Here is a 23,114-nt window from a genome sequence, read left to right on the forward strand (position 1 = left end):
CGGCCGCCGCGTTCGCCGGGATGCGCAGTGTCGTCCCCGTGGTGTTCAAGGCGGCCTGCCCCAGCTGCCGGGGCCGGTTCGAACTCGCCGCGAGCGCGCTGCGGCTGGCCGTCGGCGGCTCCAGCCGGACCACGTTCTACTCCTTCACCTGCCCCGAGTGCGGTACGGCGGTGCGCAAGCCCGCCGGGGAGCGGATCGTGCAGCTGCTCAGCGGGGCCGGGGTGCGGACCCTGCGGCTGCACTCCACCGTCCGAGCCGGTTCCGGGACGGTCTAGGCTCGTCCCCATGTTCTGGCCGATGTTCGCGGTAGCCATGGGTTTTCTGGGTCTCGCCGTCCTCGGGGTGCTCGCCGTCCGGGTGTTCCTGGCGGCGCGGCAGCTCGGTGTGCAGGTGGCCGAATCCGGCCGCCGGATCAGCCGGGCCGCCGAGGACCTGGAGCGGGCCGCGGTGAGCACCGCCCGCGCCGCCGACACTCTCTGACCTGCTCTGACCTGCACCGCGGCCGGGAGGCCGGACACGCCACAAGCGGTTTGCGGCACTTCGCCCTGTCATGCGGGACAGACGTGCGGGTACGCTGCTGATCGCGGTGCGGAAAACGAGGCGCGTACCGCCGACCGGGAGTACGCACGGGGATTGCCCTCCGTTTACCCCTGAGCGTTACGATCGCTGCCGGCCCACCATCTCGGACGCCTGTCCGAGCGGCCGGGCAGCACCCCCACCCCCGCCTCGGTGAGAAGGTACACACTCATGATCGGAAGGCTCGGTCCTACCGAGATCATTCTCATCCTCGTCGTCGTCTTCCTGCTTTTCGGCGCGAAGAAGCTTCCGGACATGGCCCGCTCGCTGGGCAAGTCCGCGCGCATCCTCAAGAGCGAGGCGAAGGCGATGAAGGACGAGAGCAACACCTCCGGCCCGGCCGCCTCGCCCGCCCCCGGCGAGCAGCCTCCCGTGCAGCGCACCATCCAGTCCGCTCCCGGCGACGTGAACAGCGCCCGCCCGGTCAACGAGCCCACGGACACCCCCCAGCGCTGACCCGCGGCCGCATTTCCGGCCTGCCGCACGAGATGAGGACGTGGGTTGCTCAAGTCTGCCCGCAAGAAAGAGAAGGACCCCGAGGGGCGGATGCCCCTCGTGGAGCACCTGCGTGAGCTGCGCAACCGGCTCGCGAAGGGCATGTTGGCGATCACGGTGGTCTCCGTGGTGGCCGCCTTCTACAGCCAGAACCTGATGTCCTTCCTCTCGCAGCCGGTCCCGCGCTGCACCCAGGGTCTGGGGGAGTCCACCGGAGGCTCCTGCGCCGTCATCGCCTACACCGACCTGCTGTCGCCCTTCACCACCACGGTGAAGGTCTGCTTCATGGCGGGTGTGGTCATCTCCAGCCCCGTCTGGCTCTACCAGCTGTGGGCGTTCATCGCGCCGGGCCTGCACCGCAACGAGCGCAAGTACACCTACGGGTTCGTGGCCGCCGCGGTGCCGCTCTTCATGGCGGGCGCCTGGCTCGCCTACACGATCCTGCCGATCAGCATGCGGGTGCTGCTGGGCATCACCCCCGACGGCTCGGCGAACATCCTGCCGATGGACAAGGTCCTGGACTTCATCGTCCGGATGATCCTCATCTTCGGCGGCGCCTTCGAGCTTCCGCTGCTGCTGGTCATGCTGAACTTCGCCGGTGTGGTGACCGGGCGCCGCATGGCCGGCTGGTGGCGCGGTGTGGTCATGGGCGTCTTCGTCTTCGGCGCCGTCGCCACCCCCACCACGGACCCCTTCGGCATGATCGCGCTGGCCGGACCCATCGTGGTGCTGTACTTCATCGCCGTCGGCATCGCCCTGCTGAACGACCGGCGCCGCGAGCGCGCCGAGGAGACCGCCGAGCTGGACGACGACGAGGCGTCGCCGCTGGACCACCGCCCGGAGCCGATCGCCGGCCCCGAACGGCTGACCGCCGCCGTCCCCGAGCAGGCCCGCCAGGCCGAGGCCCTGCCGCCGGGCCGCTACGACGGCTACGACGACGTCACCTGAGCGGACCAGGAACCCGTGGTGAGGGGCCGGACGGATCTTCCGTCCGGCCCCTCACCCGTGTGCGCCACCGGCTCGGAGCCGGTCATTCCGTTTCGGTGGGCGTGGGAAGCGATAATGATCGTCCTGTTGTCGGTTCGGCCCGGTACGCTCGAAAGCACGATGACAGAGGATCTCTCACCGGCCGAGCGGTACGCGGCGTCCCGAGTGCGGGCAGCCGAGCAGGCCACCGCGCTCGCGGGCTTCCGCGAGATGTACGACTTCGGTCTCGACGACTTCCAGGTGGAAGCCTGCTCCGCGCTGGAGGGCGGCAAGGGCGTGCTGGTGGCCGCCCCCACCGGCTCCGGCAAGACGATCGTGGGCGAGTTCGCCGTCCACCTGGCCCTGGAGCAGGGCAAGAAGTGCTTCTACACGACACCCATCAAGGCGCTGTCGAACCAGAAGTACGCCGACCTGTGCCGCCGCTACGGAGCCGACAAGGTCGGCCTCCTCACCGGCGACAACAGCGTGAACTCCGACGCCCCGATCGTCGTCATGACGACCGAGGTGCTGCGGAACATGCTGTACGCGGGCTCCCAGACCCTCCTGGGCCTCGGCTACGTGGTCATGGACGAGGTGCACTACCTCTCCGACCGCTTCCGGGGCGCCGTCTGGGAAGAGGTGATCATCCACCTGCCCGAGTCGGTGACCCTGGTGTCGCTGTCGGCCACCGTGTCCAACGCGGAGGAGTTCGGCGACTGGCTGGACACCGTGCGCGGCGACACCGAGGTGATCGTCTCCGAGCACCGTCCGGTACCGCTGTTCCAGCACGTGCTGGCCGGGCGGCGGATGTACGACCTGTTCGAGGAGGGTGAGGGCAGCAAGAAGGCCGTCAACCCCGACCTCGCCCGGCTCGCCCGGATGGAGGCCACCCGGCCCTCCTACCAGGACCGCAAGCGTGGCCGCGGCATGCGCGAGGCCGACCGGGAGCGGGAGCGCAGGCAGCGCCAGCGCGCCTGGACACCGGGCCGTCCCGAGGTCATCGAGCGCCTGGACTCCGAGGGCCTGCTGCCCGCCATCACCTTCATCTTCAGCCGCGCCGCCTGCGAGGCCGCCGTCCAGCAGTGCCTGTACGCGGGGCTGAGGCTCAACGACGAGGAGGAGCGCGAGCAGGTCCGCGCCCTGGTCGAGGAGCGCACCGCCAACATCCCGCCCGAGGACCTGCACGTCCTCGGCTACTACGAGTGGCTCGAGGGCCTGGAGCGCGGCATCGCCGCCCACCACGCGGGCATGCTGCCGACCTTCAAGGAGGTCGTGGAAGAACTGTTCGTGCGCGGCCTGGTCAAGGCCGTGTTCGCCACCGAGACCCTCGCGCTCGGCATCAACATGCCCGCCCGCTCGGTGGTGCTGGAGAAGCTCGTCAAGTGGAACGGCGAACAGCACGCCGACATCACCCCCGGCGAGTACACCCAGCTCACCGGCCGGGCAGGCCGCCGGGGCATCGACGTCGAGGGCCACGCCGTGGTGCTGTGGCAGCGGGGGATGAGCCCCGAGCACCTGGCCGGGCTCGCGGGCACCCGCACCTATCCGCTGCGCTCCAGCTTCAAGCCGTCGTACAACATGGCGGTCAACCTGGTCGAGCAGTTCGGGCGGCACCGCTCGCGGGAGCTGCTGGAGACGTCGTTCGCGCAGTTCCAGGCCGACAAGTCGGTCGTCGGGATCTCCCGGCAGGTGCAGCGCAACGAGGAGGGCCTGGAGGGCTACAAGGACTCCATGACCTGCCACCTCGGCGACTTCGACGAGTACGCGCGACTGCGCCGCGAACTCAAGGACCGGGAGACCGAGCTGGCCCGGCAGGGCGCCAGCCAGCGGCGCGCCGAGGCCGCCGTCGCCCTGGAGAAGCTCAAGGCGGGCGACATCATCCACGTGCCCACCGGCAAGTTCGCGGGCCTCGCCCTGGTCCTCGACCCCGGCCTGCCCGCCGGACGGACCGGCGGCCACCGGGGCTTCGACCACCACGACGGGCCCCGCCCGCTGGTGCTCACCGCCGAACGGCAGGTCAAGCGGCTGGCGTCCATCGACTTCCCCGTCCCGGTGGAGGCGCTGGACCGCATGCGCATCCCGAAGACGTTCAACGCCCGCTCCCCGCAGTCCCGCCGGGACCTCGCCTCCGCGCTGCGCACCAAGGCCGGGCACATCCCGCCGGAGCGCGCCCGGAAGAAGCGGGCACAGGCCGCCGACGACCGGCAGATCGCCCGGCTGCGCACCGAGATCCGCGCGCACCCCTGCCACGGCTGCGACGACCGCGAGGACCACGCCCGCTGGGCCGAGCGCTACCACCGGCTGCAGCGCGACACCTCGCAGCTGGAGCGGCGCATCGAGGGCCGCACCAACACCATCGCGCGGACCTTCGACCGCATCGTGGCCCTGCTGACCGAACTGGACTACCTGCGCGGCGACGAGGTCACCGCCAACGGCAAGCGGCTCGCCCGGCTCTACGGCGAGTTGGACCTGCTGGCCAGTGAATGTCTGCGCGAGGGCGTGTGGGAGGGGCTCGGCCCCGCCGAACTCGCCGCCTGCGTCTCGGCGTTGGTGTACGAGTCGCGGGTCAGCGACGACGCCATGGCACCCAAGCTGCCCTCCGGCCCGGCCCAGACCGCGCTCGGTGAGATGGTGCGGATCTGGGGGCGGCTGGACGGCCTGGAGGAGGACTTCGGGATCAGCCAGACCGAGGGGGTCGGACAGCGGGAGCCGGACCTCGGGTTCGCCTGGGTCGCCCATCAGTGGGCCTCCGGGAAGGGGCTTGACGAGGTGCTGCGCGAGGCGGAGATGCCCGCGGGGGACTTCGTGCGGTGGACGAAGCAGGTCATCGATGTCCTCGGTCAGGTCGCGGCGGCTGCTCCTGCGGAGGGCTCGACTGTCGCCCGGAATGCGCGTAAGGCTGTTGATCAGTTGCTGCGGGGAGTGGTTGCCTACTCGTCCGTGGGGTGAGGTTTTCGGGCGGGTGCGGGTGGATCGTGGCTGGTCGCGCAGTTCCCCGCGCCCCTGGAGGGGTCGGCTTCGCCGGCCCCTTTCGCATGCCTGGCCAGCGCTACTCAGTGTGTTCGAGTTAGTGCTCCGCGTATAAATAGGGGCGACGGTACTCCTGTTGCTCGGGGGATTTCAGGTGCTTGCCGAATATGACACGGGGGTGTCCCGGTCGGATTAGGCTCGCCCGCGGCGGACCCGGTTGAGATGGATTCGGGCGCCTGTTCCCCTATATATCGTTCCTTCCCAGAAGGCATCCATGGTGAGTGTTCAGAAACCTCCCGGTGTCCGTGAACGTCCGTACGCGCAGGCGTTGTTGCCGCCCGCCCTGGTGATGGTCGCGGTGACCGCGGCCGCCGTGTTCCTGGTGCCGCGCTCCGCCCGTCTCGCCGTCGGTTGCTGCGGGGTCGTGGCCACGCTGCTGCTGCTCGCCACCGCGAGCGAGGTGGTGCGTCGCGGGCGTCAACTCCGGTCCGTGCAGGCCGAGAACGCCCGGCACACCGCGTATCTGGAGCATCGCATCGCCGCCCATGACGCGGAGATCGTCCGCCTCGGCTCCGAGGTGCTGCCCCTGGCGCTCGGGCGGCTGCGCCGGGGTGAGCGGCTGCGGGACGTCCTGCGCAACGTCGTCGACGAGGACCCCGAGCTGCGTCATCTTCCGCCGTCCCAGCGTGAGTTGCTGCGCATCGCGCTGCGCGGCGCCGAGCATGAGATCAACATGCGGGACGCCACCCAGCGGGCGTTCGTCACCACCGCCCGGCGGGTGCAGGCCATCGTCCACCAACAGGCCAAGGAACTGCGGGAGATGGAGGAGGACCACGGCCGCAACGCCGAGGTCTTCGACGACCTGCTGCGCGTCGACCACGGCACCGCGCTGATCGGCCGCCTCGCCGACTCCATCTCGGTGCTCGGCGGCGGCCGTCCGGGCCGCCAGTGGCCGGTGCCCGTCTCGCTCTACAGCGTGCTGCGCGGTGCGATGTCCCGCATCCTGGAGTTCCCCCGGATCAACCTCGCCTCGATCGTCAACATCAACATCAAGGGCACTTCGGTCGAGCCGATCATCCACGCGGCCGCCGAGCTGTTCGACAACGCCACCCGCTACTCGCCGCCCTCGACCAAGGTGCACGTCACCGCCTTCGAGGTGCAGACCGGTCTCGCCATCGAGATCGAGGACGCCGGGGTCAGCCTCAGTGAGGAGGGGCGGGCCCGGGTCGAGCAGATGATCCTGGACGCCCGCGCCGACGACGACGCGCACAACCTCGGTGACAGCCCCCGGCTCGGCCTGGCCGTCGTCGGCCGGCTCTGCAACGCCTTCAGCATGGACGTCTCGCTGCGCGCCTCCGCGTACGGCGGCGTCCGCGCGATCCTCGTCGTACCGCGCGACATGCTCACCACCGAGCCCGGTGTCGGCGCCGCGCACGGTATCGGGGCCACCGCCGTGCCGATGCCCGAACTCGGCGCGCTGGAAGGCCCCAAGCGCCCGCCCAAGCGGCGCCGCCCCACCGCCCCGCGCATCCCCGCCTCCGTCTCGATGGAGGACGACGTCCCCGAGGTCACCGAGTGGACGGCGAACGGACTGCCGCAGCGGCGCAGCCGGGTGACGGTGCCGCTCAGCCAGCGCTACGCCGAACAGGCCGCCATCGAGCAGGCCGAACGCGAGGGCCGCCCCACCATCTGGTCCCAGCCCCGGCCGCAGCCCCAGCCGGAGACCGACCCCGAGCGGCAGAAGCTTCTCGACCGCGAACCGGGCATGTGGGTCGACGCCTTCTGGGAGGGCATGAAGAAGGGCAACGAGGGCGCCCACCCGACCGACTTCACCCGGAACCCGACCGCCTACCTGCATCTGATCGACGACTCGGCCGACACCGGGGCCGGGGACGAGGGGGAGCCCAAGTGATCCAGCAGCGCGCCAACTTCGACTGGATGCTCAAGCAACTGCACGACGGCGTACCCGGCATCGAGATGATCGTGGTGCTCTCCTCGGACGGCCTGCGCATCGCCCGCTACGGCGGCGACCCCGACGCCGCCGACCGGGTGGCCGCCGCCTGCGCCGGAGTGCAGAGCCTGGCCGGGGCGGTCGCCCAGGAACTGCCCGGCAGCAGCGGCGAGATGAAGCTCGTCGTCATCGAGATCGACGGCGGCTACTTCTATCTGATGGCCGCCGGGGACAACGCCTACCTCGCCGTCCTCGCCGACGTGGTGTGCGAGCCCGGCCGGATGGGCGGCATGATGCGCGACCTCGTCGTCCGGATCGGCGCCCACCTCACGTCTCCGCCCCGGCGCGGCGGGCAGGCCGTATGACGCCGCGCCGCAAACGGCGTCTGCCGCAGGAGGCGCCCTCCCCGCCGCCCGTCGCCCCGGAGGCGGGCGACGAGGGGGAGAGCGGCAACCCCGAGCGGCTGTACGCCGTCACCGGCCTCCACGAGGGCGGGCGGGCGCAGCTCGATCTGGTCACCCTGATCGTGGCGCGCTCGGCGCCCCCGCCGTCCGGCACCCCCGAACAGGCGGCCGTGCTCCGGCTCTGCTCCGCACCCCTGTCCGTGGCCGAACTCTCGGCCTATCTCGACCTGCCGTTCAGCGCGATGACCGCGCTGCTCTCCGAGCTGATCGGCGCCGACCTGGTGCAGGCCCGCGCCCCGATCGTCCGCCAGGCGCTCCCCGACCGGACCCTCCTCGAAGCGGTGATGCATGGACTTCAACGCCTCTGACGCCGTCCCCGCGATCCCCGGCCCGCGCACCGAGGAGCGGCTCCCGCAGAGCGCCCAGGCCGCGGTGAAGATCGTGATCGTGGGCGGCTTCGGCGTCGGCAAGACCACCATGGTCGGCTCGGTCAGCGAGATCAGACCGCTGACCACCGAGGAGACCATGACCCAGGCCGGGATCGGCGTGGATGACGACTACGGCTCCGAGACCAAGACGGCCACCACCGTGGCCATGGACTTCGGCCGCATCAGCATCACCGAGAAACTGGTGCTGTACCTCTTCGGCACCCCCGGCCAGGAACGGTTCTGGTTCCTGTGGAACCGCCTCTTCGAGGGCGCGCTCGGCGCGGTCGTCCTGGTCGACACCCGCCGCCTGGACGTCAGCTTCGACGTCATGGGCCGCCTGGAGGAGCGCGGCGTGCCGTTCATCGTCGCCGTCAACTCCTTCCCGGACGCGCCCCGGCACGCCATCGAGGAGCTGCGCGGCGCGCTCGACCTGGCCCCGGAGATCCCGATCGTCGAGTGCGACGTACGCCGCCGCGCCTCCAGCCGGGACACCCTGCTGACGCTGATGCACTTCCTGCACTCCCTCGCCCGGTCCGGCGCCCTGACCTGAGCGGGCGCACGAACCCCACCAGCCGTTTTCCCGAAAGCGATCACTGTGACGCCTGAACCCCAGACCCCGACAGGCACCCCCGACACCGTGCCCGGCCCGCCGCCGGGCTGCCCCGCGCACGGCACCGGCCCCGGCGGCCTGCACCGGCTGTACGGCCCGGACGCGCTCGACCTGGACGACCTGTACGAGCGGCTGCGCGAGAAGCACGGCCCGGTCGCCCCCGTACTCCTCCACGACGACGTACCCATGTGGGTGGTCCTCGGGCACGCCGAGAACCTGCACATGGTGCGCAGCCCCTCGCAGTACACCCGCGACAGCCGGGGCTGGACCCCGCTGCTGGAGGGCATGGTCAAGCCCGACCATCCGCTGATGCCGCACATCGCCCGGCAGCCGATCTGCGCGCACGCCGAGGGCGACGAGCACCAGCGGCTGCGCGCGGCCGTCACCGCCGCCATGGCGACCATCGACCACCGGGGCCTGCGCCGCTCCATCAACGGCTCCACCCAGGAGCTTGTCAACCGCTTCTGCGGGCGCGGCCGGGCCGATCTGGTCTCCCAGTTCGCCGAGCATCTGCCGATGGCCGTGATGTGCGAGATCCTCGGCATGTCCGAGGAGTACGACGACCGGATGGTGCAGGCCGCCCGGGACGCGCTCAAGGGCACCGCGACCGCCAACGAGAGCCATGCCTACGTCATGGGCGCGCTGAGCAGGCTCACCACCCGGCGCCGGGCCCGCCCCGAGGACGACGTCACCAGCCACCTCATCACGCATCCGGCGGGGCTGAGCGACGACGAGGTCCGCGAGCATCTGCGGCTGCTGCTGTTCGCCGCGTACGAGACCACCGCCAACCTGCTGGCCAACGCGCTGCGCATGGTGCTGACCGAACCGGGCTTCCGGGCCCGGCTCAACGGCGGCCAGATGACGGTGCCGGAGGCGATCGAGCAGTCCCTGTGGGACGAGCCGCCGTTCAGCACCGTCCTCGGCTACTACGCCAAGCAGGACACCGAGCTGGGCGGGCAGCGCATCCGGCGGGGCGACGGCCTGCTGTTCGCGCCCGCGCCGGGCAACCTCGACCCGCGGGTACGCCCCGACCCGACCGCGCACATGATGGGCAACCGTTCCCATCTCGCCTTCGGCGGGGGCCCGCACGAATGCCCCGGCCAGGACATCGGGCGGGCCGTGGCCGACATCGGGGTGGACGCTCTGCTGACCCGGCTGCCGGACATCCGGCTGGAGTGCGCCGAGGAGGATCTGCGCTGGCGGTCCTCGATCGCGTCCCGGCATCTGGTGTCGCTCCCGGTGCTGTTCGAGCCCAAGCCGAAGCAGGACGTCAACCGGGCGCCCAGCATGTCCTCCCTCCACCCGCACCGGGTGACGGAGCCGGTGGCACCGCCGCGCGAGCGGCCGGAGAAGACGGAGGAGCGGGTGGAGCCGGTCCCCGTCGTCACCCCGCCCGCGCCCTGGCCCGCGTCGGAGAGCGAGCCGCCGAGCCGGTGGCAGCGGATGTGGCGGTGGCTGCTGGGGGAGTAGGCCCGGCCGGTCAGGTGCCGGACCACTCCTCGGGGGAGGCCCATGCCTGGAGCGTGCGCCTGCTGGCGAAGCTGTGCCGGGTGCCGGTCACAGGGTCGGTGAACGCGAGGCCGCGGGCGAGGAGTTGGAGGGGGCGGCGGAAGTCGCCGGGCGCTGTCGCGGGGGCGATCTCCGGGTACAGGGGGTCGCCGAGGATGGGGACGCCGAGTGAGTTCAGGTGCACCCGCAGCTGGTGGGTCTGGCCGGTGGCGGGCAGGAGACGGTAGCGGGCCAGGCCGTCCCGCTCGCGGTGTTCGGCGATCTCCACCCGCGTCACCGCGTTGGGCTCGCCCGGCACCTCCCGCGCGGCCAGCACCCCGCGCTCCTTCAGGATGCGGCTGCGCACGGTCCGGGGCAGTTCCAGCGCCGGATCGTGCCGGGCGACGGCCTCGTACTCCTTGTGCACCCGGCGGTCGCGGAACAGCCCCTGGTAGGCGCCGCGTTCCTCGGGACGGACGGTGAACAGCACCAGTCCGGCGGTGAGCCGGTCCAGCCGGTGCGCGGCGCCGAGTCCGGGCAGGCCGAGGTCGTGGCGGAGGCGGGCGAGCAGGGTCTCGGAGACATGGGAGCCGCGCGGGGTGGTGGCCAGGAAGTGCGGCTTGTCGGCGACGACGATGTGCGCGTCCTGGTACACCACCTCGACCGGGAACGGTACCGGCACCTCCGGCGGCAGCTCGCGGTGGAACCACACGAACATCCCCGGCCGGTACGGCGCGTCCGGCGCCACCGGCAGCCCGTCGGCGCCCACGACCGCCCCGGCGTCGAACATCGCCTCGACCATGCCCGGCCCGGCCCCCGTGAGCCGCGCCACGAGGTGGTCGCGCACCGTGGTCCACTCCCCGTGCTCGGGCAGCCGCACCCGCACCGGGTCGACACCCCGGCGCTGGGGGAGCGGGGCGGGCGGGGGCTGCGTACGGCGTCTCATCAGGTACCCCAGGTTACGGGGGTGCCCCAATTCGGTTGGTCCGCCGCCCGGCGCTTGGCAGGATGCCGGGCATGCCCTATCTGACCAGCCCGGTGCTGCCCGAAGGAACCCTCTCCCGTCGGCCGCAGCCCGAGATCCCGGCCGGTGCCGGGCTGCGCCTGCGCCCCTGGCGGGCCGAGGACGCGTCCGCCGTGCACGCCGCGTTCCAGGACCCGACGCTCAACCAGTGGCACGCCAAGTCCTGCGACTCCCCGGCGGAGGCCGCGGGCTGGATCGAGAACTGGCACGCGGAGTGGACGCGGGAGAGCGACGCCCAGTGGGCCGTGGTGCACACGGACACCGGCGAGCTGCGCGGCCGGGCCGCGCTGCGGGAGATCCGGCTGCGTGACGGCGTGGCCGAGGTGGCGTACTGGACGGTGGCGTCGGCGCGCGGGCAGGGCGTCGCCCGGCACGCCACGGACGCGCTGGTGCGCTGGTCGTTCCAGGAGGTCGGCTTCAACCGGCTGGAGCTGATGCACGCCACCGCCAACGAGGCGTCCTGCCGGGTCGCCACCAAGGCCGGGTTCGCCGTGGAGGGCACCCGACGCCGGGCGCTGCTGCACCCGGACGGCTGGCACGACATGCATCTGCACGCCCGGCTCAGGGGCGACTGAGCGGCCGCCCCCACCCCGTCACGCGGCCGGGGTCTCCTGCTCGGCCTCGATCCGCGCGTTCCACTCCGGCTTGCTGGCCTGCCAGCCGTCCTCGTTGTGGCCCAGGCGCCAGTAGCCGGAGATGGACAGGTCCTCGCGCGGGAGCTGCGCCTCGACCCGCAGCATCCGGCGCAGCTCCTTCACGAAGGCCGCCTCGCCGTGCACGAAGGCGTGCGGGCGGCCCTCGGGGAACTCCAGCGCCCGTACGGCCTCCAGCAGGGCCTCGCCGACCGGGCGGTCCCCGCGGTGCAGCCAGACGACCTCCACATCGGAGTCGATCTTCTGCTCCTCCTCGGGGCCGGCCACCTCCACCAGGGCGTGCGCGGGCGTGCCCGGCGGCAGGGTCTCCAGGGCGCGGGCGATGGCGGGCAGCGCGCTCTCGTCCCCGACGAGCAGATGCCAGTCGGCCGTCACATCGGGGGCGTAGGCGCCGCCGGGGCCGAAGAAGCGCAGGGTCTCGCCGGGGCGCACCCGGGTGGCCCAGGGCCCGGCGAGGCCCTCGTCGCCGTGGATGACGAAGTCGAGGGTCATCTCCCGGTGCTCGGCGTCCCAGGCGCGCACGGTGTAGGTACGGGTCACCGGCCACTGTTCGCGGGGGAGTTCGGCGTGGATGCGCTCCAGGTCGAACGGCTCGGGGTAGGTCATGCCGTCCACCGGGGCGAAGAGGAGCTTCACATAGTGGTCGGTCCAGGCGTCGGCCGAGAAATCGGCCAGTCCGGCGCCGCCGAGCACGATCCGCTGGACGTGCGGGGTCAGCCGCTCGGTGCGTACCACCTGGGCGGAATGGAGCTTGCGCGGCTTTCGCCCCGGACGCTCTGCCATGACGGCCTCCTGCTGCCTTGGTTAGGTTTACCTAAGCTAGCACCTCGCGCCGGTGTCGCCCTGCTCCCGGGGGCCCCTTCGTCCGAAAACTCCCCTTGTGGCGGGGGTCGCGCTCACGCCTCCAGAGTGGTCAGCAGGCGCTGGAGCGAGCCGCCCAGGCCCCAGCGGGCGGCCAGCGCGTCCAGTGCGGCCGGGTCGCGCGGGGTGTGCGGCAGCGCGGTGTCCACGGCGGGCAGGGGGACGTCACCGGCCACCCGGACCACCTTCGGGGCGACCGCGAGATAGGGGGCCGCCTCGGTGAGGCGCTTGCGCTGGGTCGGGGTGAGCTTCGCCTTCGGGTCGTCCACGGCGGCGACGATCCCGGCCAGGTCCCCGAACTCGGCCAGCAGCTTGGCCGCCGTCTTCTCCCCGACACCGGGCACGCCCGGCAGACCGTCGCTCGGGTCGCCGCGCAGCAGCGCCAGATCCGCGTAACCCCGGCCGTCCACGCCGTACTTCTCGCGCAGCCACGCCTCGTCGGTGAGCTGGAGGGTGCCGACGCCCTTGAGCGGATACAGGACACGGATCTCGCGGGCGTCGTCCACCAGTTGGTACAGGTCGCGGTCGCCGGTGACGATGTCGACCGGGCCGTCCGCGCGGGCGGTGAACGTGCCGATCACGTCGTCCGCCTCGTATCCGGCCACGCCCACGCGGGCGATGCCGAGCGCGTCCAGCACCTCCTCGATCACCGGGACCTGCGGGGAGAGGGTGTCCGGGACCTCCTCGGCGTCCGGGGCGCCCTCGTGCTCCTCGGCCACCCGGTGCGCCTTGTAGGAGGGGATCAGGTCGACCCGCCACTGGGGGCGCCAGTCGGCGTCCATACAGGCCACCAGCTTCTCCGGGCGGTGGTCCTTGACCAGGCGGTCGATGAAGTCCAGCAGTCCGCGCACCGCGTTCACCGGGGTGCCGTCCGGTGCCCGCACCGAGTCCGGGACGCCGAAGTAGGCGCGGAAGTAGAGCGAGGCGGTGTCGAGAAGCATCAGTCGTCCGGTCACGCTCGCATCATGCCGCACCGCACTGACAGCGGCCCCGCGCGCCGGGCCCGGGGGTGTGACCTGGGACACTTCTGAGTTTGGCTCAAATGCGACCGGGCAGGCGCCGCGCGCCGGAGCGGGGCGATTGCTTTTCCAGTGACAACCATCCCTCGTCTCCTGCTCCTTGCCGCCTAGCCGAGGGACATGCATGACGACCGCGAGAATCGAAGCGGAACATCTCTACAAGGTGTTCGGCAGACGACCGGAGAACGCAGTGGCGCGGCTCGAACAGGGCGCCGACCGCGACGAGCTGCGCGGGGAGGGCAGCACCGCCGCCGTCATCGACGCCTCCTTCACCGTCGCACCCGGTGAGATCTTTGTTGTCATGGGCCTGTCCGGCTCGGGCAAGTCCACCCTGCTGCGCACGCTCAACGGCCTGCTCACGCCCACCGCGGGCCGGGTCCGCTTCGACGGGCAGGACCTCACCGCGCTCGACGACCGCGAGCTGCGCGAGATCCGGGCCCACAAGATCAGCATGGTGTTCCAGCACTTCGCGCTCTTCCCGCACCGCAGCGTCCGCGACAACGCCGCCTACGGCCTGGCCGTGCAGGGCGTGCCCCGCGCCGAGCGCGAACGCCGCGCCGACGAGGCGCTCGCCCTGTGCGGACTGGCCGGCTGGGAGGACTCCTGGCCCGACGAACTCTCCGGCGGCATGCAGCAGCGCGTCGGCCTCGCCCGCGCGCTCGCCACCGACGCCGACGTGCTCCTGATGGACGAGTCGTTCAGCGCGCTGGATCCGCTGATCCGCCGCGACATGCAGGACCAGCTCCTCGAACTCCAGAAGACGCTGCGCAAGACCATCGTCTTCATCACCCACGACCTCAACGAGGCCATGCGCCTGGGCGACCGCATCGCCGTCATGCGCGACGGCCGCATCGTCCAGACCGGCACCGCCGAGGACATCCTGCTCCGCCCCGAGGACGACTACGTCGCCTCCTTCATCCAGGACGTCGACCGCTCCCGCGTGCTCACCGCGGCCGCCGTCATGGACACCGACATACGCGGCGACGAGGCCGACTGCGCCTGCGAGACCGCCGCGCCCGGCACGCCGTTCACCGAACTGTGCGCGCTCAGCGCCCGCCTGAGCCACCCGGTCGCCGTCGTCGACGCCGACCGCACCCTCGTGGGCGTCGTCCCGGAGAGCCGCCTGGTCGGCTTCCTCGGCGACGAGCAGGGAGACCCGATCGCCTGCGACCACCCCCGCGACGAGAGGAAGGTGACCGCCCGTGCCTAGGCTCCCGCTCGGCGACTGGGTCGACTCCGGGGTCGACTGGCTGGTCGACCACCTCTCCTGGCTCTTCGACGCCGTCCGCGCCGTCCTGGAGGGCATGTACGACGGCATCGACGCCGTCCTCAACGCCCCCCACCCCCTGCTGCTCGCCGGTATCCTCGCCGTCCTCGCCTGGTGGCTGCGCGGACTGCTCGGCGGCGTCCTCGCCTTCGCCGGATTCGCGCTCGTGGACTCCCTCGACCTGTGGGAAAAGGCCATGTCCACGCTGGCGCTCGTCCTGGTCGCCACCATCATCGCGCTGGTCATCTCGATCCCGCTCGGCATCTGGGCGGCCCGCTCCCGCGCGGTCAGCGCCACCGTGCGCCCCGTGCTGGACCTGCTCCAGACCATGCCGTCGATGGTGCTGCTGATCCCGGCCATGCTCTTCTTCGGGCTCGGCACCGCCGCAGGCGTCGTCGCCACGCTGATCTTCGCGCTCGCCCCCGGCGTCCGCATGACCGAGCTGGGCATCCGCCAGGTCGACGCCGAACTGGTCGAGGCCGCCGAGGCGTTCGGCACCACACCCCGCGACACCCTGTGGCGGGTGCAGTTGCCGCTCGCCCTGCCCACCATCATGGCGGGCGTCAACCAGGTCATCATGCTCGGCCTGTCCATGGTCGTCATCGCGGGCATGGTCGGCACCGGCGGTCTCGGCGGCGCCGTCAACGAGGCCATCGGCCAGCTCGACATCGGCTACGGCTTCGAGGCGGGCGTCGGCATCGTCGTCCTCGCCATCTACCTCGACCGGGTGACCGGCGCGCTCGGCACCCAGCTCTCCCCGCTCGGCCGCCGTGCCGCCGCCAAGGCCCGGCCCACCGCCTGGTCGTACCGGCCGCGCCCGGCCGTCGCCGTCGTCGCGGTGGTCGTGCTCGCGCTGGTCGCGGGCGGGCTCGGGGTCTTCGGGCCCGGCGCCGCCAAGTCGACCGCGTCCGGCACGGACATCGGCAAGGGCAAGGAGATCAAGCTCGGGTACATCCCGTGGGACGAGGGCATCGCCTCCACCTTCCTCTGGAAGGAGCTGCTGGAGCGGCGCGGCTTCAAGGTCACCGTCACCCAGTACGCGGCCGGACCCCTCTACACCGGCCTCGCCACCGGCCGCCTCGACTTCGAGACCGACTCCTGGCTGCCCACCACGCACGCCGAGTACTGGAAGAAGTACGGCGACCGGATGGAGGACCTCGGCAACTGGTACGGCTCCACCTCCCTGGAGCTGACCGTCCCGTCCTACGTGAAGGACGTGAACACCCTGGCCGACCTGAAGGACCACGCCGCCGAGTTCGACGGCCGGATCATCGGCATCGAACCCAGCGCGGGCATGATGGGCCTGCTCAAGGACAAGGTCCTCGACCAGTACGGCCTCAAGGGGAAGTACGAGGTCGTCGACGGCTCCACCCCGGCCATGCTGACCGAGCTGAAGCGCGCCTACGACCGGAAGCAGCCCGTGGTCGTCACCCTGTGGTCCCCGCACTGGGCCTACAGCGACTACCAGCTGAAGAAGCTCAAGGACCCGGCGGGCGCCTGGGGCAAGGGCGACACCGTGCACGCCCTCGCCCGCAAGGGGTTCAGCGCCGACAACCCCGAGGTCGCCAAGTGGCTGCAGGACTTCTCGATGACCGAGGAGCAGCTCACCGGCCTGGAGGCCCGCATCCAGAAGGCCGGCAAGGGCAAGGAGCAGGACGCCGTCCGCACCTGGCTCGAGGAGAACCCGAAGCTGGCCGACGCCTGGGCACCGGCCGGGAAGGCCAAGCAGGAGGCCGCCGGGTGACCTGAGCGGGCGGGGGGTGACCTTCAGGGGGCGGACGCGGTACTCGCGTCCGCCCCCGCGCCGATTTCACCACCGTGGAGATCCGGCCAACCACGGAGCGCCACGGAGCCCGCCTCGCGGGAACACCTGGGGCCGCTCGCGCCTTGAAGCAGGTGAAAGCCGTGGAAGGCCGGGGCAGGACCGAGCGTCCGGCGGACCGCGGCACTGGCGCGAACCGTGGGGTACCGGCCCGGCGGCGGCGCGGGATGTGAGAGGCGCGTGAAACGGTTTGCCGAACGTGCGTAGGGTGCAGACAACTTAACGACAGGGACGCCCGGCACCGGGCGTCTGGGCAGCCGCGCCACGCGTGAAGGAGGGAGCCGCAGCCATGGGCGACCACAAAGAGCGACAGCCCGTGCGGGTCGGCGCGGCCGTCCGACGGCGCCGCCGGACGCTCGAACTCACCCTCGCGGTCGTGGCCGAGCGCAGCGGCCTCTCGGTGCCCTTCCTCAGCCAGGTGGAGAACGACCGGGCCCGCCCGAGCCGCACCTCCCTGGAGAAGCTCGCCGACGCGCTGCGCACCACGGCGGTGGAACTCCTCGCCGCCGCCGACCCCGCGTGCAGCGTGGACGTCGTACGCGGTGAGCCGGTCGCCGACGGCGGCTTCACCGCCCGTACCCGCGCCCTGGTGCGCGGCCACCACCAGCTGCACGCCTCCGAGTTCACCGGCGACCACGACGCGGGCCGCGAGTTCCAGCACCGCAACGACGAGCTGATGTACGTCGCGGACGGCGCCGTCGAGATCGAGGCCGAGGGCCGCGCCTACCGCCTCGGCCGGGGCGACACCATGTACCTGACCGGAGGCGTCCGCCACCGCTGGCGGGCCACCGTGCCGGACACCCGGGTGATCGTGGTGGCCGTCGCCGAACACATCGAGGCGGTCCAGGACCGGTCCCGGTAGTGCGGGTCGTCTCGCTCGTGCCGTCCCTGACCGAGGCGGTCGCCGTGACGCTGCCCGGCGTGCTCGTCGGGGCCACCGACTGGTGCGAGCGCCCGGCGAATCTCGACGTCGAGCGGATCGGCGGCACCAAGAACCCCGACACCGCGCGCGTCGCCGCCCTCGAACCCGACCTGGTGATCGCCAACGAGGAGGAGAACCGCGCCCCCGACCTCGACGCCCTGCGCGCGGCGGGCGTCCCGGTGCTGGTCACCGAGGTGCGCACCGTGCCACAGGCGTTCACCGAGCTGGAACGGGTGCTGTCGGCGTGCGGCGCCCCGAGCCGCCCCGACTGGCTGGACCGCGCCGAGGCCGCCTGGGCCGCGCTCCCGGACTCGCAACGCCCGGTCGGCGCCGTCGTGCCGATCTGGCGCCGCCCCTGGATGGTGCTCGGCCGGGACACCTTCGCGGGCGACGTCCTGGCCCGCCTCGGCGTACGGCACCTGTACGCCGACCACGCCGAGCGCTACCCGCGCATCCCGCTGGACGAGCTGATCGCGGCGGCCCCCGAGCTGGTCGTGCTGCCCGACGAGCCGTACCGCTTCACCGCCGACGACGGCCCCGAGGCGTTCCCCGGCCTCGCCTGTGCCCTCGTCAGCGGACGGCACCTGACCTGGTACGGACCCTCGCTGCTCGAAGCTCCCCGGGTACTGGCGGAGGCGCTGGCAGCAGCGCGCCGCTGAGCAGACCGCGCACGGTACCGGTGGCCGCGGCGGCCCACCCGAGGAGCAGCAGGGCGTACAGGCCGACCGCCAGCCCCGCGTACACCGCCAGGCCGGTGTGCCGGGCCAGGGAGGCCGCGCCGGTGACACAGGTGCCGACCGGGAAGGTGAACGCCCACCAGGTCAGCCCGAACCGCATGCCCCGCCGCCGCGCCCGCACCACCTGCGCGGCGCCGAACGCCAGCCACAGCACCGCGAACCCCATGACCGGCACCCCGTACAGCACCGCGAACACCGCGAGCCCCCGGTCGTACGGCGCCGGAACCACCGCCGGCGCCAGGTCCGCGACCGCGCCGGTGGCGGTGGTGGACTGGCCCAGCGGGCCCAGGACCAGGAACAGCGCCGGGGTCAGCGCGAGCGGCAGCGGGCCGTGGAACAGCAGCCGGGCCAGGAGCAGCGGCAGCATCAGCAGCGTGGCCAGCAGGCTCAGCCCGAACAGCGCCAGACAGCCCAGCAGCAGGGTCTCGCGGGGCTGGCCGGGCGGCAGATACGGCACCAGGGCGGGGCCCAGCGCGGCCGACACCATCGGCGCGACCAACGGCAGCAGCCACACCGGGGTGGCGTCGGCGAGGCCCGTCCGGTGCCGGGTCACCATCAGGTACGGCACCGCCACGGCCGACGCCAGCCCCAGTGCCGTACCGGCCGTGAACAGCACGGCGTCCAGGGCCACGGCGGCGGGCGTGCCGATCCAGTACCGGCCCGCCGAGAGCGCGCCGCCGCCCACCGCGAGGAGGGCCATGGCGGCGCAGCCGTGGAACGGGGCCGTCGCCGGGTCGAGGAGGTGGGCGCGGGCCCGGTCGCGGTGGTGGGTCCAGTGCAGGGTCCGGGCGGCGAGCAGGGTGAGCAGCAGGAGCAGGGAGAGCGCCCAGAACGCGGCACAGAGCCACCGGACGTGCGAGGGGAGGGCGGCGCCCGCCGAGCCGACGATCGCCGTGCCCATGACGGCGGCGTACCAGTTCGGGCCGAGGTGGCGGAGGCGGGCGGTCAGGGTCATGTGTCCAACGTGGCCGGGCCTGTCCCGGCTGACCAGGGAGTTCGCTTCTATGGGGGCATAAGGTGGTCTTATGAGCGAAGAGCAGGCGAGGAGCGGTTCGCTGGCGCACCGGGTGCCCGATCTGGGCGCGCTGGAGCTGCTGCTGGCCGTGGCCCGGCTGGGCAGCCTCGGGGCGGCCGCGCGGGAGCTGGGCATCACCCAGCCCGCCGCCAGCAGTCGGCTGCGCTCCATGGAACGGCAGCTCGGCGTCGCCCTGGTCGACCGCTCGCCGCGCGGGTCCCGGCTCACCGACGCGGGCGCCCTGGTCACCGACTGGGCCCGGCAGGTCGTGGCGGCGGCCGAGGTGTTCGACGCGGGCGCGCAGGCGCTCCGCGCCACCCGGGACTCCCGGCTGCGGGTCGCGGCCAGCATGACCATCGCCGAGTACCTGCTCCCCGGCTGGCTGCTCGCGCTGCGCGCCGGACGGCCGGACACGGCGGTGTCGCTGCTCGCGGGCAACTCGGCGAAGGTCGCCGAACTCCTCCTGGCGGGCGAGGCCGACCTCGGCTTCGTGGAGGGGCTGACCGTCCCGACCGGCCTGGACTCGGCCGTCATCGCCCACGACCGCCTCACCGTCGTCACCGCCCCCGCCCACCCCTGGGCCCGCCGCCCCCGGCCGCTGGAGACGGCGGAACTGGCCGCCACCCCGCTCATCCTGCGCGAACGCGGCTCCGGCACCCGCCAGGTCCTCGACGCGGCCCTCGGCGCCCCCGCCCGCCCCCTCATCGAACTCTCCTCCACCACGGCCGTGAAGGCGGCCGTGGTCGGCGGCGCGGGCCCCGCCGTCCTCAGCGAACTGGCCGTCGGCGAGGAACTGGCGACCCGGCGCCTGGTCGGCATCCCGGTGGAGGGCGTCTCCCTGCGCCGGGACCTGCGCGCGGTGTGGCCCACGGGCCACCGGCCGACGGGACCGGCCAGGGAACTGCTGGCGCTGACCCGGAGTTAGGGCCTGGTTCGGCTCGCGGCTGCGATCAGCGCGCGCATCACCCGCGCGTCCGTGCCCATCTCCGGGTGCCACTGCACGCCCAGCACCCAGCCCTGGGCGGAGGGGAGTTCGACGGCCTCGATCGTGCCGTCGGCCGCGTGGGCCGAGGGGATCAGGCCGGGGGCGAGGCGGTCCACCGCCTGGTGGTGGTAGGTCGGGACGCTGGTGCCGTCCGGCTGGACGGCCGCGTACAAGGTGCCCGGCACCGGGTGGACCGGATGCGCGCCGAAGACGCCGACCGCCTCCGCGTGGCCGTCGAGGTGCTGGACGAGGGTGCCGCCCAGGGCGACGTTGAGGAGCTGCATGCCCCGGCAGATGCCGAGCAGCGGGACGCGTGCGGCCAACGCGGCCTCGATCAGGGCGAGTTCCCAGGCGTCCCGCTCCGGGGCGGGCGGGCCGCAGCGCGGGGTGCGTGCGGCGCCGTAGCGGGCGGGGTCGACGTCGGGGCCGCCCGCGATGACCACGCCGTCCAGGCGGGCCACCACCTCCGGGGCCAGCTCCGGGGCGTCCGGCGGGAGCAGCGCGGGGAGGCCGCCGGACCGGCTCACCAGGCGGGGGTAGGCGGCGGGGAGGAGCGCGGCCTCCAGTTCCCAGACGCCCCAGCGGGCACCCGCCTCCAGATACGTGCTCACGCCGATCAGCGGCCGTCCGCCCATGTGCCCTCCAAAGGTGCTCAGGGATACCTTTGCAGAGCGGGGGTCAGCCCAGGAAGCCCCGCAGGAGTGCCGCGGTGCCCGCGCAGTGCTCGCGCGCGATCTCCCGCGCCGCCTCCGGGTCCCGGTCGAGCACCGCCTCCACCAGCGCGCCGTGCTGCCGCTGGGAGTGCTCCAGGTTCCGTACCAGCAGCGGGATGCAGTCCAGCAGGTCGTTGACGCCCGCCCGGACCGCCGCGTACTGGGCCGCCAGCGACGGCGAGCCGCACAGCCCGGCCAGCGTCAGATGGAGCAGGGTGTCCCGGCGCCGGTAGTCCGCGAGCGGCGCGTCCCGCGTGTGGTCCAGCGCCCGCCGCAGCCGTACGACGCCCTCCCCGGCCAGCCCGTGCGCCGCGCACAGCCCCGCCGAGCCCACCTCCAGCACCTCGCGGAAGCGCAGCACGTCCTCGATGTCGACCCCGGCCGTCCGGCGCCGCAGCTCGTCCTCGCCGACGCCGTCCGCGCGCCGCAGCACGAACGTGCCGCCGTACCGCCCGCGCCGCGACTCCACAAGACCCTGGTCGTGCAGCACCCGCAGCACCTCGCGCAGCGTCACCCGGCTGATGCCCAGCCGCTCCGCCAACTCCCGCTCGGCGGGCAGTCGTTCACCGTCCGGTACGAGGCCGAGCCGGACCACCTGGAGGATCTGCTCCAGCGCCTCCTCGAAGCCGTTGCCCGCCCGCACCGGCCGCAGCACCGCCCCGAGGCGGTCACTCCCCTCTCCGGCGTCCCGCGCACCCGTCCTCCCCGCCATCCGGTCGCGCCCCCTTCCCAAGCAATGGTCCCCCGCCATACCTTATGGCTCCCGGCCGTACCTTAAGGCTCCGGCCGCACCGCGCGCAGCATGCCCAAGGAGGCCCTCCCGTGGCAGACCGCACACCCCCGCTGAGCGTCGAGGAACTGCGGGCCCTGGTCGCCGGTGGTGACATCGACACCGTCGTGCTGGCCTTCACCGACATGCAGGGGCGGCTCCAGGGCAAGCGGTTCGCCGCCCGCTTCTTCCTCGACGAGGTACTCGACCACGGCACCGAGGGCTGCAATTACCTCCTCGCGGTCGACACCGAGATGAACACCGTCGACGGCTACGAGATGTCCTCCTGGGACCGGGGCTACGGCGACTTCGCGATGCGCCCCGACACCGCCACCCTGCGCCGCCTGCCCTGGCATCCCGGCACCGCGCTGCTCATGGCCGACCTCGCCTGGGAGGACGGCACCCCGGTCACCGCGGCCCCGCGCCAGATCCTGCGCCGCCAGCTGGAGCGGCTCGCCGGGCTGGGGTACACCGCCCAGGCCGGTACCGAGCTGGAGTTCATCGTCTTCCGGGACAGCTACGAGCACGCCTGGGACACCGGGTACCGGGGGCTGACCCCGGCCAACCAGTACAACATCGACTACTCCATCCTCGGCACCGGCCGCGTCGAGCCCCTGCTGCGGCGGCTGCGCAACGAGATGGCGGGCGCGGGCCTCACCGTCGAGTCCGCCAAGGGGGAGTGCAACCCCGGCCAGCACGAGATCGCCTTCCGCTACACCGAGGCCCTGCGCACCTGCGACCAGCACGCGGTGTACAAGACGGGGGCCAAGGAGATCGCCAGCCAGGAGGGGATGGCGCTCACCTTCATGGCCAAGTTCAACGAGAAGGAGGGCAACTCCTGCCACATCCACCTCTCGCTCGCCGACGAGGACGGCCGCAGCGTGATGGCCGAGGGCGACGGCATGTCCGAGGTGATGCGGTACTTCCTGGCCGGACAGCTCGCCGCGCTGCGTGACTTCTCGCTGCTGTACGCGCCCAACATCAACTCCTACAAGCGGTTCCAGCCCGGCTCGTTCGCGCCCACCGCCGTCGCCTGGGGCCACGACAACCGCACCTGCGCGCTGCGCGTCGTCGGCCACGGCCGCTCGCTGCGTTTCGAGAACCGGCTCCCCGGCGGTGACGTCAACCCGTACCTCGCGGTCGCCGGACTCGTCGCCGCCGGGCTGTACGGCGTCGAGCAGCGGCTCGAACTGCCCGAACCCTGCGAGGGGAACGCCTACACGGCCGACTACGAGCATGTGCCGACGACGCTGCGCGAGGCCGCCCAGCTCTGGGAGACCAGCCCCATCGCCAAGGCCGCCTTCGGCGAGGACGTCGTCGCCCACTACGCCAACATGGCGCGCGTCGAACTGGCCGCCTTCGACGCGGCCGTCACCGACTGGGAACTGCGGCGGTCCTTCGAACGCCTGTAACGCTCAAGAACGCCGTGAACGCCCCTG

23 protein-coding genes are annotated in these 23,114 nt (G+C 72.5%); 17 read left to right on the top strand and 6 right to left on the bottom strand.

The window, feature by feature from the left end; all coding sequences use genetic code 11:
- Positions 1 to 20: 20 nt before the first annotated feature.
- The 10 genes from ACI2LY_RS28800 to ACI2LY_RS28845 all read left to right on the top strand — a co-directional run bounded on the left by ACI2LY_RS28800 (position 21) and on the right by ACI2LY_RS28845 (position 9,870).
- On the top strand, positions 21 to 275 hold the full coding sequence (locus ACI2LY_RS28800; RefSeq protein WP_404709860.1) for a hypothetical protein: 255 nt from the start codon (positions 21 to 23) through the stop codon (positions 273 to 275).
- Between the two features lie 10 nt (positions 276 to 285).
- Positions 286 to 480 (top strand): hypothetical protein, encoded by a 195-nt coding sequence (locus ACI2LY_RS28805; protein ID WP_350903220.1) that lies wholly within the window; start codon positions 286 to 288, stop codon positions 478 to 480.
- 267 nt (positions 481 to 747) lie between these two features.
- Positions 748 to 1,032: a Sec-independent protein translocase subunit TatA gene (gene tatA / locus ACI2LY_RS28810; RefSeq protein WP_404709686.1), complete on the top strand. Its 285-nt coding sequence runs from the start codon at positions 748 to 750 to the stop codon at positions 1,030 to 1,032.
- Between the two features lie 90 nt (positions 1,033 to 1,122).
- Positions 1,123 to 2,019, top strand: a complete 897-nt coding sequence (gene tatC / locus ACI2LY_RS28815) for a twin-arginine translocase subunit TatC (RefSeq protein ID WP_404709861.1) — start codon at positions 1,123 to 1,125, stop codon at positions 2,017 to 2,019.
- A 114-nt stretch (positions 2,020 to 2,133) separates the two neighbouring features.
- Entirely contained in the window at positions 2,134 to 4,986 is a 2,853-nt protein-coding gene (locus ACI2LY_RS28820) for a DEAD/DEAH box helicase (RefSeq protein WP_404709687.1), read from the top strand.
- 295 nt (positions 4,987 to 5,281) lie between these two features.
- Positions 5,282 to 6,919 carry an ATP-binding protein gene (locus tag ACI2LY_RS28825; protein ID WP_404709688.1) on the top strand — a complete coding sequence of 546 codons (1,638 nt, stop codon included), beginning with the start codon at positions 5,282 to 5,284 and terminating at the stop codon, positions 6,917 to 6,919.
- Positions 6,916 to 7,323 carry a roadblock/LC7 domain-containing protein gene (locus ACI2LY_RS28830; RefSeq protein ID WP_030812755.1) on the top strand — a complete coding sequence of 136 codons (408 nt, stop codon included), beginning with the start codon at positions 6,916 to 6,918 and terminating at the stop codon, positions 7,321 to 7,323. The genes ACI2LY_RS28825 and ACI2LY_RS28830 overlap by 4 nt, the downstream gene beginning before the upstream one ends.
- Positions 7,320 to 7,730, top strand: a complete 411-nt coding sequence (locus ACI2LY_RS28835) for a DUF742 domain-containing protein (RefSeq protein ID WP_389004751.1) — start codon at positions 7,320 to 7,322, stop codon at positions 7,728 to 7,730. Before ACI2LY_RS28830 ends, ACI2LY_RS28835 begins: the two co-directional genes overlap by 4 nt.
- Complete coding sequence (locus ACI2LY_RS28840; protein WP_389004750.1) at positions 7,711 to 8,340, top strand: ATP/GTP-binding protein; 630 nt, start codon at positions 7,711 to 7,713, stop codon at positions 8,338 to 8,340. Before ACI2LY_RS28835 ends, ACI2LY_RS28840 begins: the two co-directional genes overlap by 20 nt.
- A 45-nt stretch (positions 8,341 to 8,385) precedes the next feature.
- A complete protein-coding gene (locus tag ACI2LY_RS28845; protein ID WP_404709689.1) occupies positions 8,386 to 9,870 on the top strand; it encodes a cytochrome P450 in 1,485 nt (494 codons plus the stop codon).
- A gap of 10 nt (positions 9,871 to 9,880) precedes the next feature.
- Here ACI2LY_RS28845 and ACI2LY_RS28850 read toward each other — a convergent pair whose 3' ends face one another.
- Complete coding sequence (locus tag ACI2LY_RS28850; protein ID WP_404709690.1) at positions 9,881 to 10,834, bottom strand: pseudouridine synthase; 954 nt, start codon at positions 10,832 to 10,834, stop codon at positions 9,881 to 9,883.
- 71 nt (positions 10,835 to 10,905) lie between these two features.
- On the opposite strand from ACI2LY_RS28850, the gene ACI2LY_RS28855 reads away from it, so the two are divergent.
- Positions 10,906 to 11,487, top strand: coding sequence for a GNAT family N-acetyltransferase (locus ACI2LY_RS28855; protein WP_404709691.1), 582 nt, complete (start codon positions 10,906 to 10,908; stop codon positions 11,485 to 11,487).
- An 18-nt stretch (positions 11,488 to 11,505) separates the two neighbouring features.
- Here ACI2LY_RS28855 and ACI2LY_RS28860 read toward each other — a convergent pair whose 3' ends face one another.
- The gene (locus ACI2LY_RS28860) at positions 11,506 to 12,348 is read right to left on the bottom strand and encodes a siderophore-interacting protein (protein ID WP_404709692.1); all 843 of its coding nucleotides are present in this window, start codon (positions 12,346 to 12,348) and stop codon (positions 11,506 to 11,508) included.
- 113 nt (positions 12,349 to 12,461) lie between these two features.
- Positions 12,462 to 13,382 (bottom strand): 5'-3' exonuclease H3TH domain-containing protein, encoded by a 921-nt coding sequence (locus tag ACI2LY_RS28865; protein ID WP_404709693.1) that lies wholly within the window; start codon positions 13,380 to 13,382, stop codon positions 12,462 to 12,464.
- A gap of 187 nt (positions 13,383 to 13,569) precedes the next feature.
- Between ACI2LY_RS28865 and ACI2LY_RS28870 the strand changes: the two genes are divergently transcribed.
- From ACI2LY_RS28870 to ACI2LY_RS28885, 4 genes are all read left to right on the top strand, one after another.
- Positions 13,570 to 14,655, top strand: coding sequence for a glycine betaine/L-proline ABC transporter ATP-binding protein (locus ACI2LY_RS28870; protein WP_404709694.1), 1,086 nt, complete (start codon positions 13,570 to 13,572; stop codon positions 14,653 to 14,655).
- A complete protein-coding gene (locus ACI2LY_RS28875; RefSeq protein ID WP_404709695.1) occupies positions 14,648 to 16,456 on the top strand; it encodes an ABC transporter permease/substrate binding protein in 1,809 nt (602 codons plus the stop codon). Before ACI2LY_RS28870 ends, ACI2LY_RS28875 begins: the two co-directional genes overlap by 8 nt.
- A gap of 367 nt (positions 16,457 to 16,823) precedes the next feature.
- On the top strand, positions 16,824 to 17,396 hold the full coding sequence (locus tag ACI2LY_RS28880; protein WP_404709696.1) for a helix-turn-helix domain-containing protein: 573 nt from the start codon (positions 16,824 to 16,826) through the stop codon (positions 17,394 to 17,396).
- Positions 17,396 to 18,115 carry a helical backbone metal receptor gene (locus tag ACI2LY_RS28885; protein ID WP_404709697.1) on the top strand — a complete coding sequence of 240 codons (720 nt, stop codon included), beginning with the start codon at positions 17,396 to 17,398 and terminating at the stop codon, positions 18,113 to 18,115. The genes ACI2LY_RS28880 and ACI2LY_RS28885 overlap by 1 nt, the downstream gene beginning before the upstream one ends.
- Here ACI2LY_RS28885 and ACI2LY_RS28890 read toward each other — a convergent pair.
- Positions 18,027 to 19,148 carry a TDT family transporter gene (locus ACI2LY_RS28890; RefSeq protein ID WP_404709698.1) on the bottom strand — a complete coding sequence of 374 codons (1,122 nt, stop codon included), beginning with the start codon at positions 19,146 to 19,148 and terminating at the stop codon, positions 18,027 to 18,029. The genes ACI2LY_RS28885 and ACI2LY_RS28890 overlap by 89 nt on opposite strands.
- A 70-nt stretch (positions 19,149 to 19,218) precedes the next feature.
- Here ACI2LY_RS28890 and ACI2LY_RS28895 point away from each other — a divergent pair, with 70 nt between their 5' ends.
- Entirely contained in the window at positions 19,219 to 20,133 is a 915-nt protein-coding gene (locus tag ACI2LY_RS28895) for a LysR family transcriptional regulator (protein WP_404709699.1), read from the top strand.
- Here the strand turns inward: ACI2LY_RS28895 and ACI2LY_RS28900 are convergent.
- Both ACI2LY_RS28900 and ACI2LY_RS28905 read right to left on the bottom strand, forming a co-directional pair.
- Positions 20,130 to 20,828 carry a gamma-glutamyl-gamma-aminobutyrate hydrolase family protein gene (locus ACI2LY_RS28900; RefSeq protein WP_404709700.1) on the bottom strand — a complete coding sequence of 233 codons (699 nt, stop codon included), beginning with the start codon at positions 20,826 to 20,828 and terminating at the stop codon, positions 20,130 to 20,132. The genes ACI2LY_RS28895 and ACI2LY_RS28900 overlap by 4 nt on opposite strands.
- A 43-nt stretch (positions 20,829 to 20,871) precedes the next feature.
- Positions 20,872 to 21,618, bottom strand: a complete 747-nt coding sequence (locus ACI2LY_RS28905) for a FadR/GntR family transcriptional regulator (RefSeq protein ID WP_404709701.1) — start codon at positions 21,616 to 21,618, stop codon at positions 20,872 to 20,874.
- Between the two features lie 110 nt (positions 21,619 to 21,728).
- Here ACI2LY_RS28905 and ACI2LY_RS28910 point away from each other — a divergent pair, with 110 nt between their 5' ends.
- Positions 21,729 to 23,087: a glutamine synthetase family protein gene (locus tag ACI2LY_RS28910; protein ID WP_404709702.1), complete on the top strand. Its 1,359-nt coding sequence runs from the start codon at positions 21,729 to 21,731 to the stop codon at positions 23,085 to 23,087.
- Positions 23,088 to 23,114: the final 27 nt, after the last annotated feature.

This window comes from Streptomyces sp. NPDC002176 (genome assembly GCF_044903645.1).
GTDB lineage: Bacteria > Actinomycetota > Actinomycetes > Streptomycetales > Streptomycetaceae > Streptomyces.

Excerpts from the sequence above, each read along its gene's own strand:
- ACI2LY_RS28800 (WP_404709860.1), top strand. The coding sequence starts at position 21 with ATGCGCAGTGTCGTCCCCGTGGTGTTCAAGGCGGCCTGCCCCAGCTGC.
- ACI2LY_RS28805 (WP_350903220.1), top strand. The coding sequence starts at position 286 with ATGTTCTGGCCGATGTTCGCGGTAGCCATGGGTTTTCTGGGTCTCGCC.
- tatA (WP_404709686.1), top strand. The coding sequence starts at position 748 with ATGATCGGAAGGCTCGGTCCTACCGAGATCATTCTCATCCTCGTCGTC.
- tatC (WP_404709861.1), top strand. The coding sequence starts at position 1,123 with ATGCCCCTCGTGGAGCACCTGCGTGAGCTGCGCAACCGGCTCGCGAAG.
- ACI2LY_RS28820 (WP_404709687.1), top strand. The coding sequence starts at position 2,134 with ATGATCGTCCTGTTGTCGGTTCGGCCCGGTACGCTCGAAAGCACGATG.
- ACI2LY_RS28825 (WP_404709688.1), top strand. The coding sequence starts at position 5,282 with ATGGTGAGTGTTCAGAAACCTCCCGGTGTCCGTGAACGTCCGTACGCG.
- ACI2LY_RS28835 (WP_389004751.1), top strand. The coding sequence starts at position 7,320 with ATGACGCCGCGCCGCAAACGGCGTCTGCCGCAGGAGGCGCCCTCCCCG.
- ACI2LY_RS28840 (WP_389004750.1), top strand. The coding sequence starts at position 7,711 with ATGGACTTCAACGCCTCTGACGCCGTCCCCGCGATCCCCGGCCCGCGC.
- ACI2LY_RS28850 (WP_404709690.1), bottom strand. The coding sequence starts at position 10,834 with ATGAGACGCCGTACGCAGCCCCCGCCCGCCCCGCTCCCCCAGCGCCGG.
- ACI2LY_RS28855 (WP_404709691.1), top strand. The coding sequence starts at position 10,906 with ATGCCCTATCTGACCAGCCCGGTGCTGCCCGAAGGAACCCTCTCCCGT.
- ACI2LY_RS28860 (WP_404709692.1), bottom strand. The coding sequence starts at position 12,348 with ATGGCAGAGCGTCCGGGGCGAAAGCCGCGCAAGCTCCATTCCGCCCAG.
- ACI2LY_RS28870 (WP_404709694.1), top strand. The coding sequence starts at position 13,570 with ATGACGACCGCGAGAATCGAAGCGGAACATCTCTACAAGGTGTTCGGC.
- ACI2LY_RS28880 (WP_404709696.1), top strand. The coding sequence starts at position 16,824 with ATGGGCGACCACAAAGAGCGACAGCCCGTGCGGGTCGGCGCGGCCGTC.
- ACI2LY_RS28890 (WP_404709698.1), bottom strand. The coding sequence starts at position 19,148 with ATGACCCTGACCGCCCGCCTCCGCCACCTCGGCCCGAACTGGTACGCC.
- ACI2LY_RS28895 (WP_404709699.1), top strand. The coding sequence starts at position 19,219 with ATGAGCGAAGAGCAGGCGAGGAGCGGTTCGCTGGCGCACCGGGTGCCC.
- ACI2LY_RS28900 (WP_404709700.1), bottom strand. The coding sequence starts at position 20,828 with ATGGGCGGACGGCCGCTGATCGGCGTGAGCACGTATCTGGAGGCGGGT.
- ACI2LY_RS28905 (WP_404709701.1), bottom strand. The coding sequence starts at position 21,618 with ATGGCGGGGAGGACGGGTGCGCGGGACGCCGGAGAGGGGAGTGACCGC.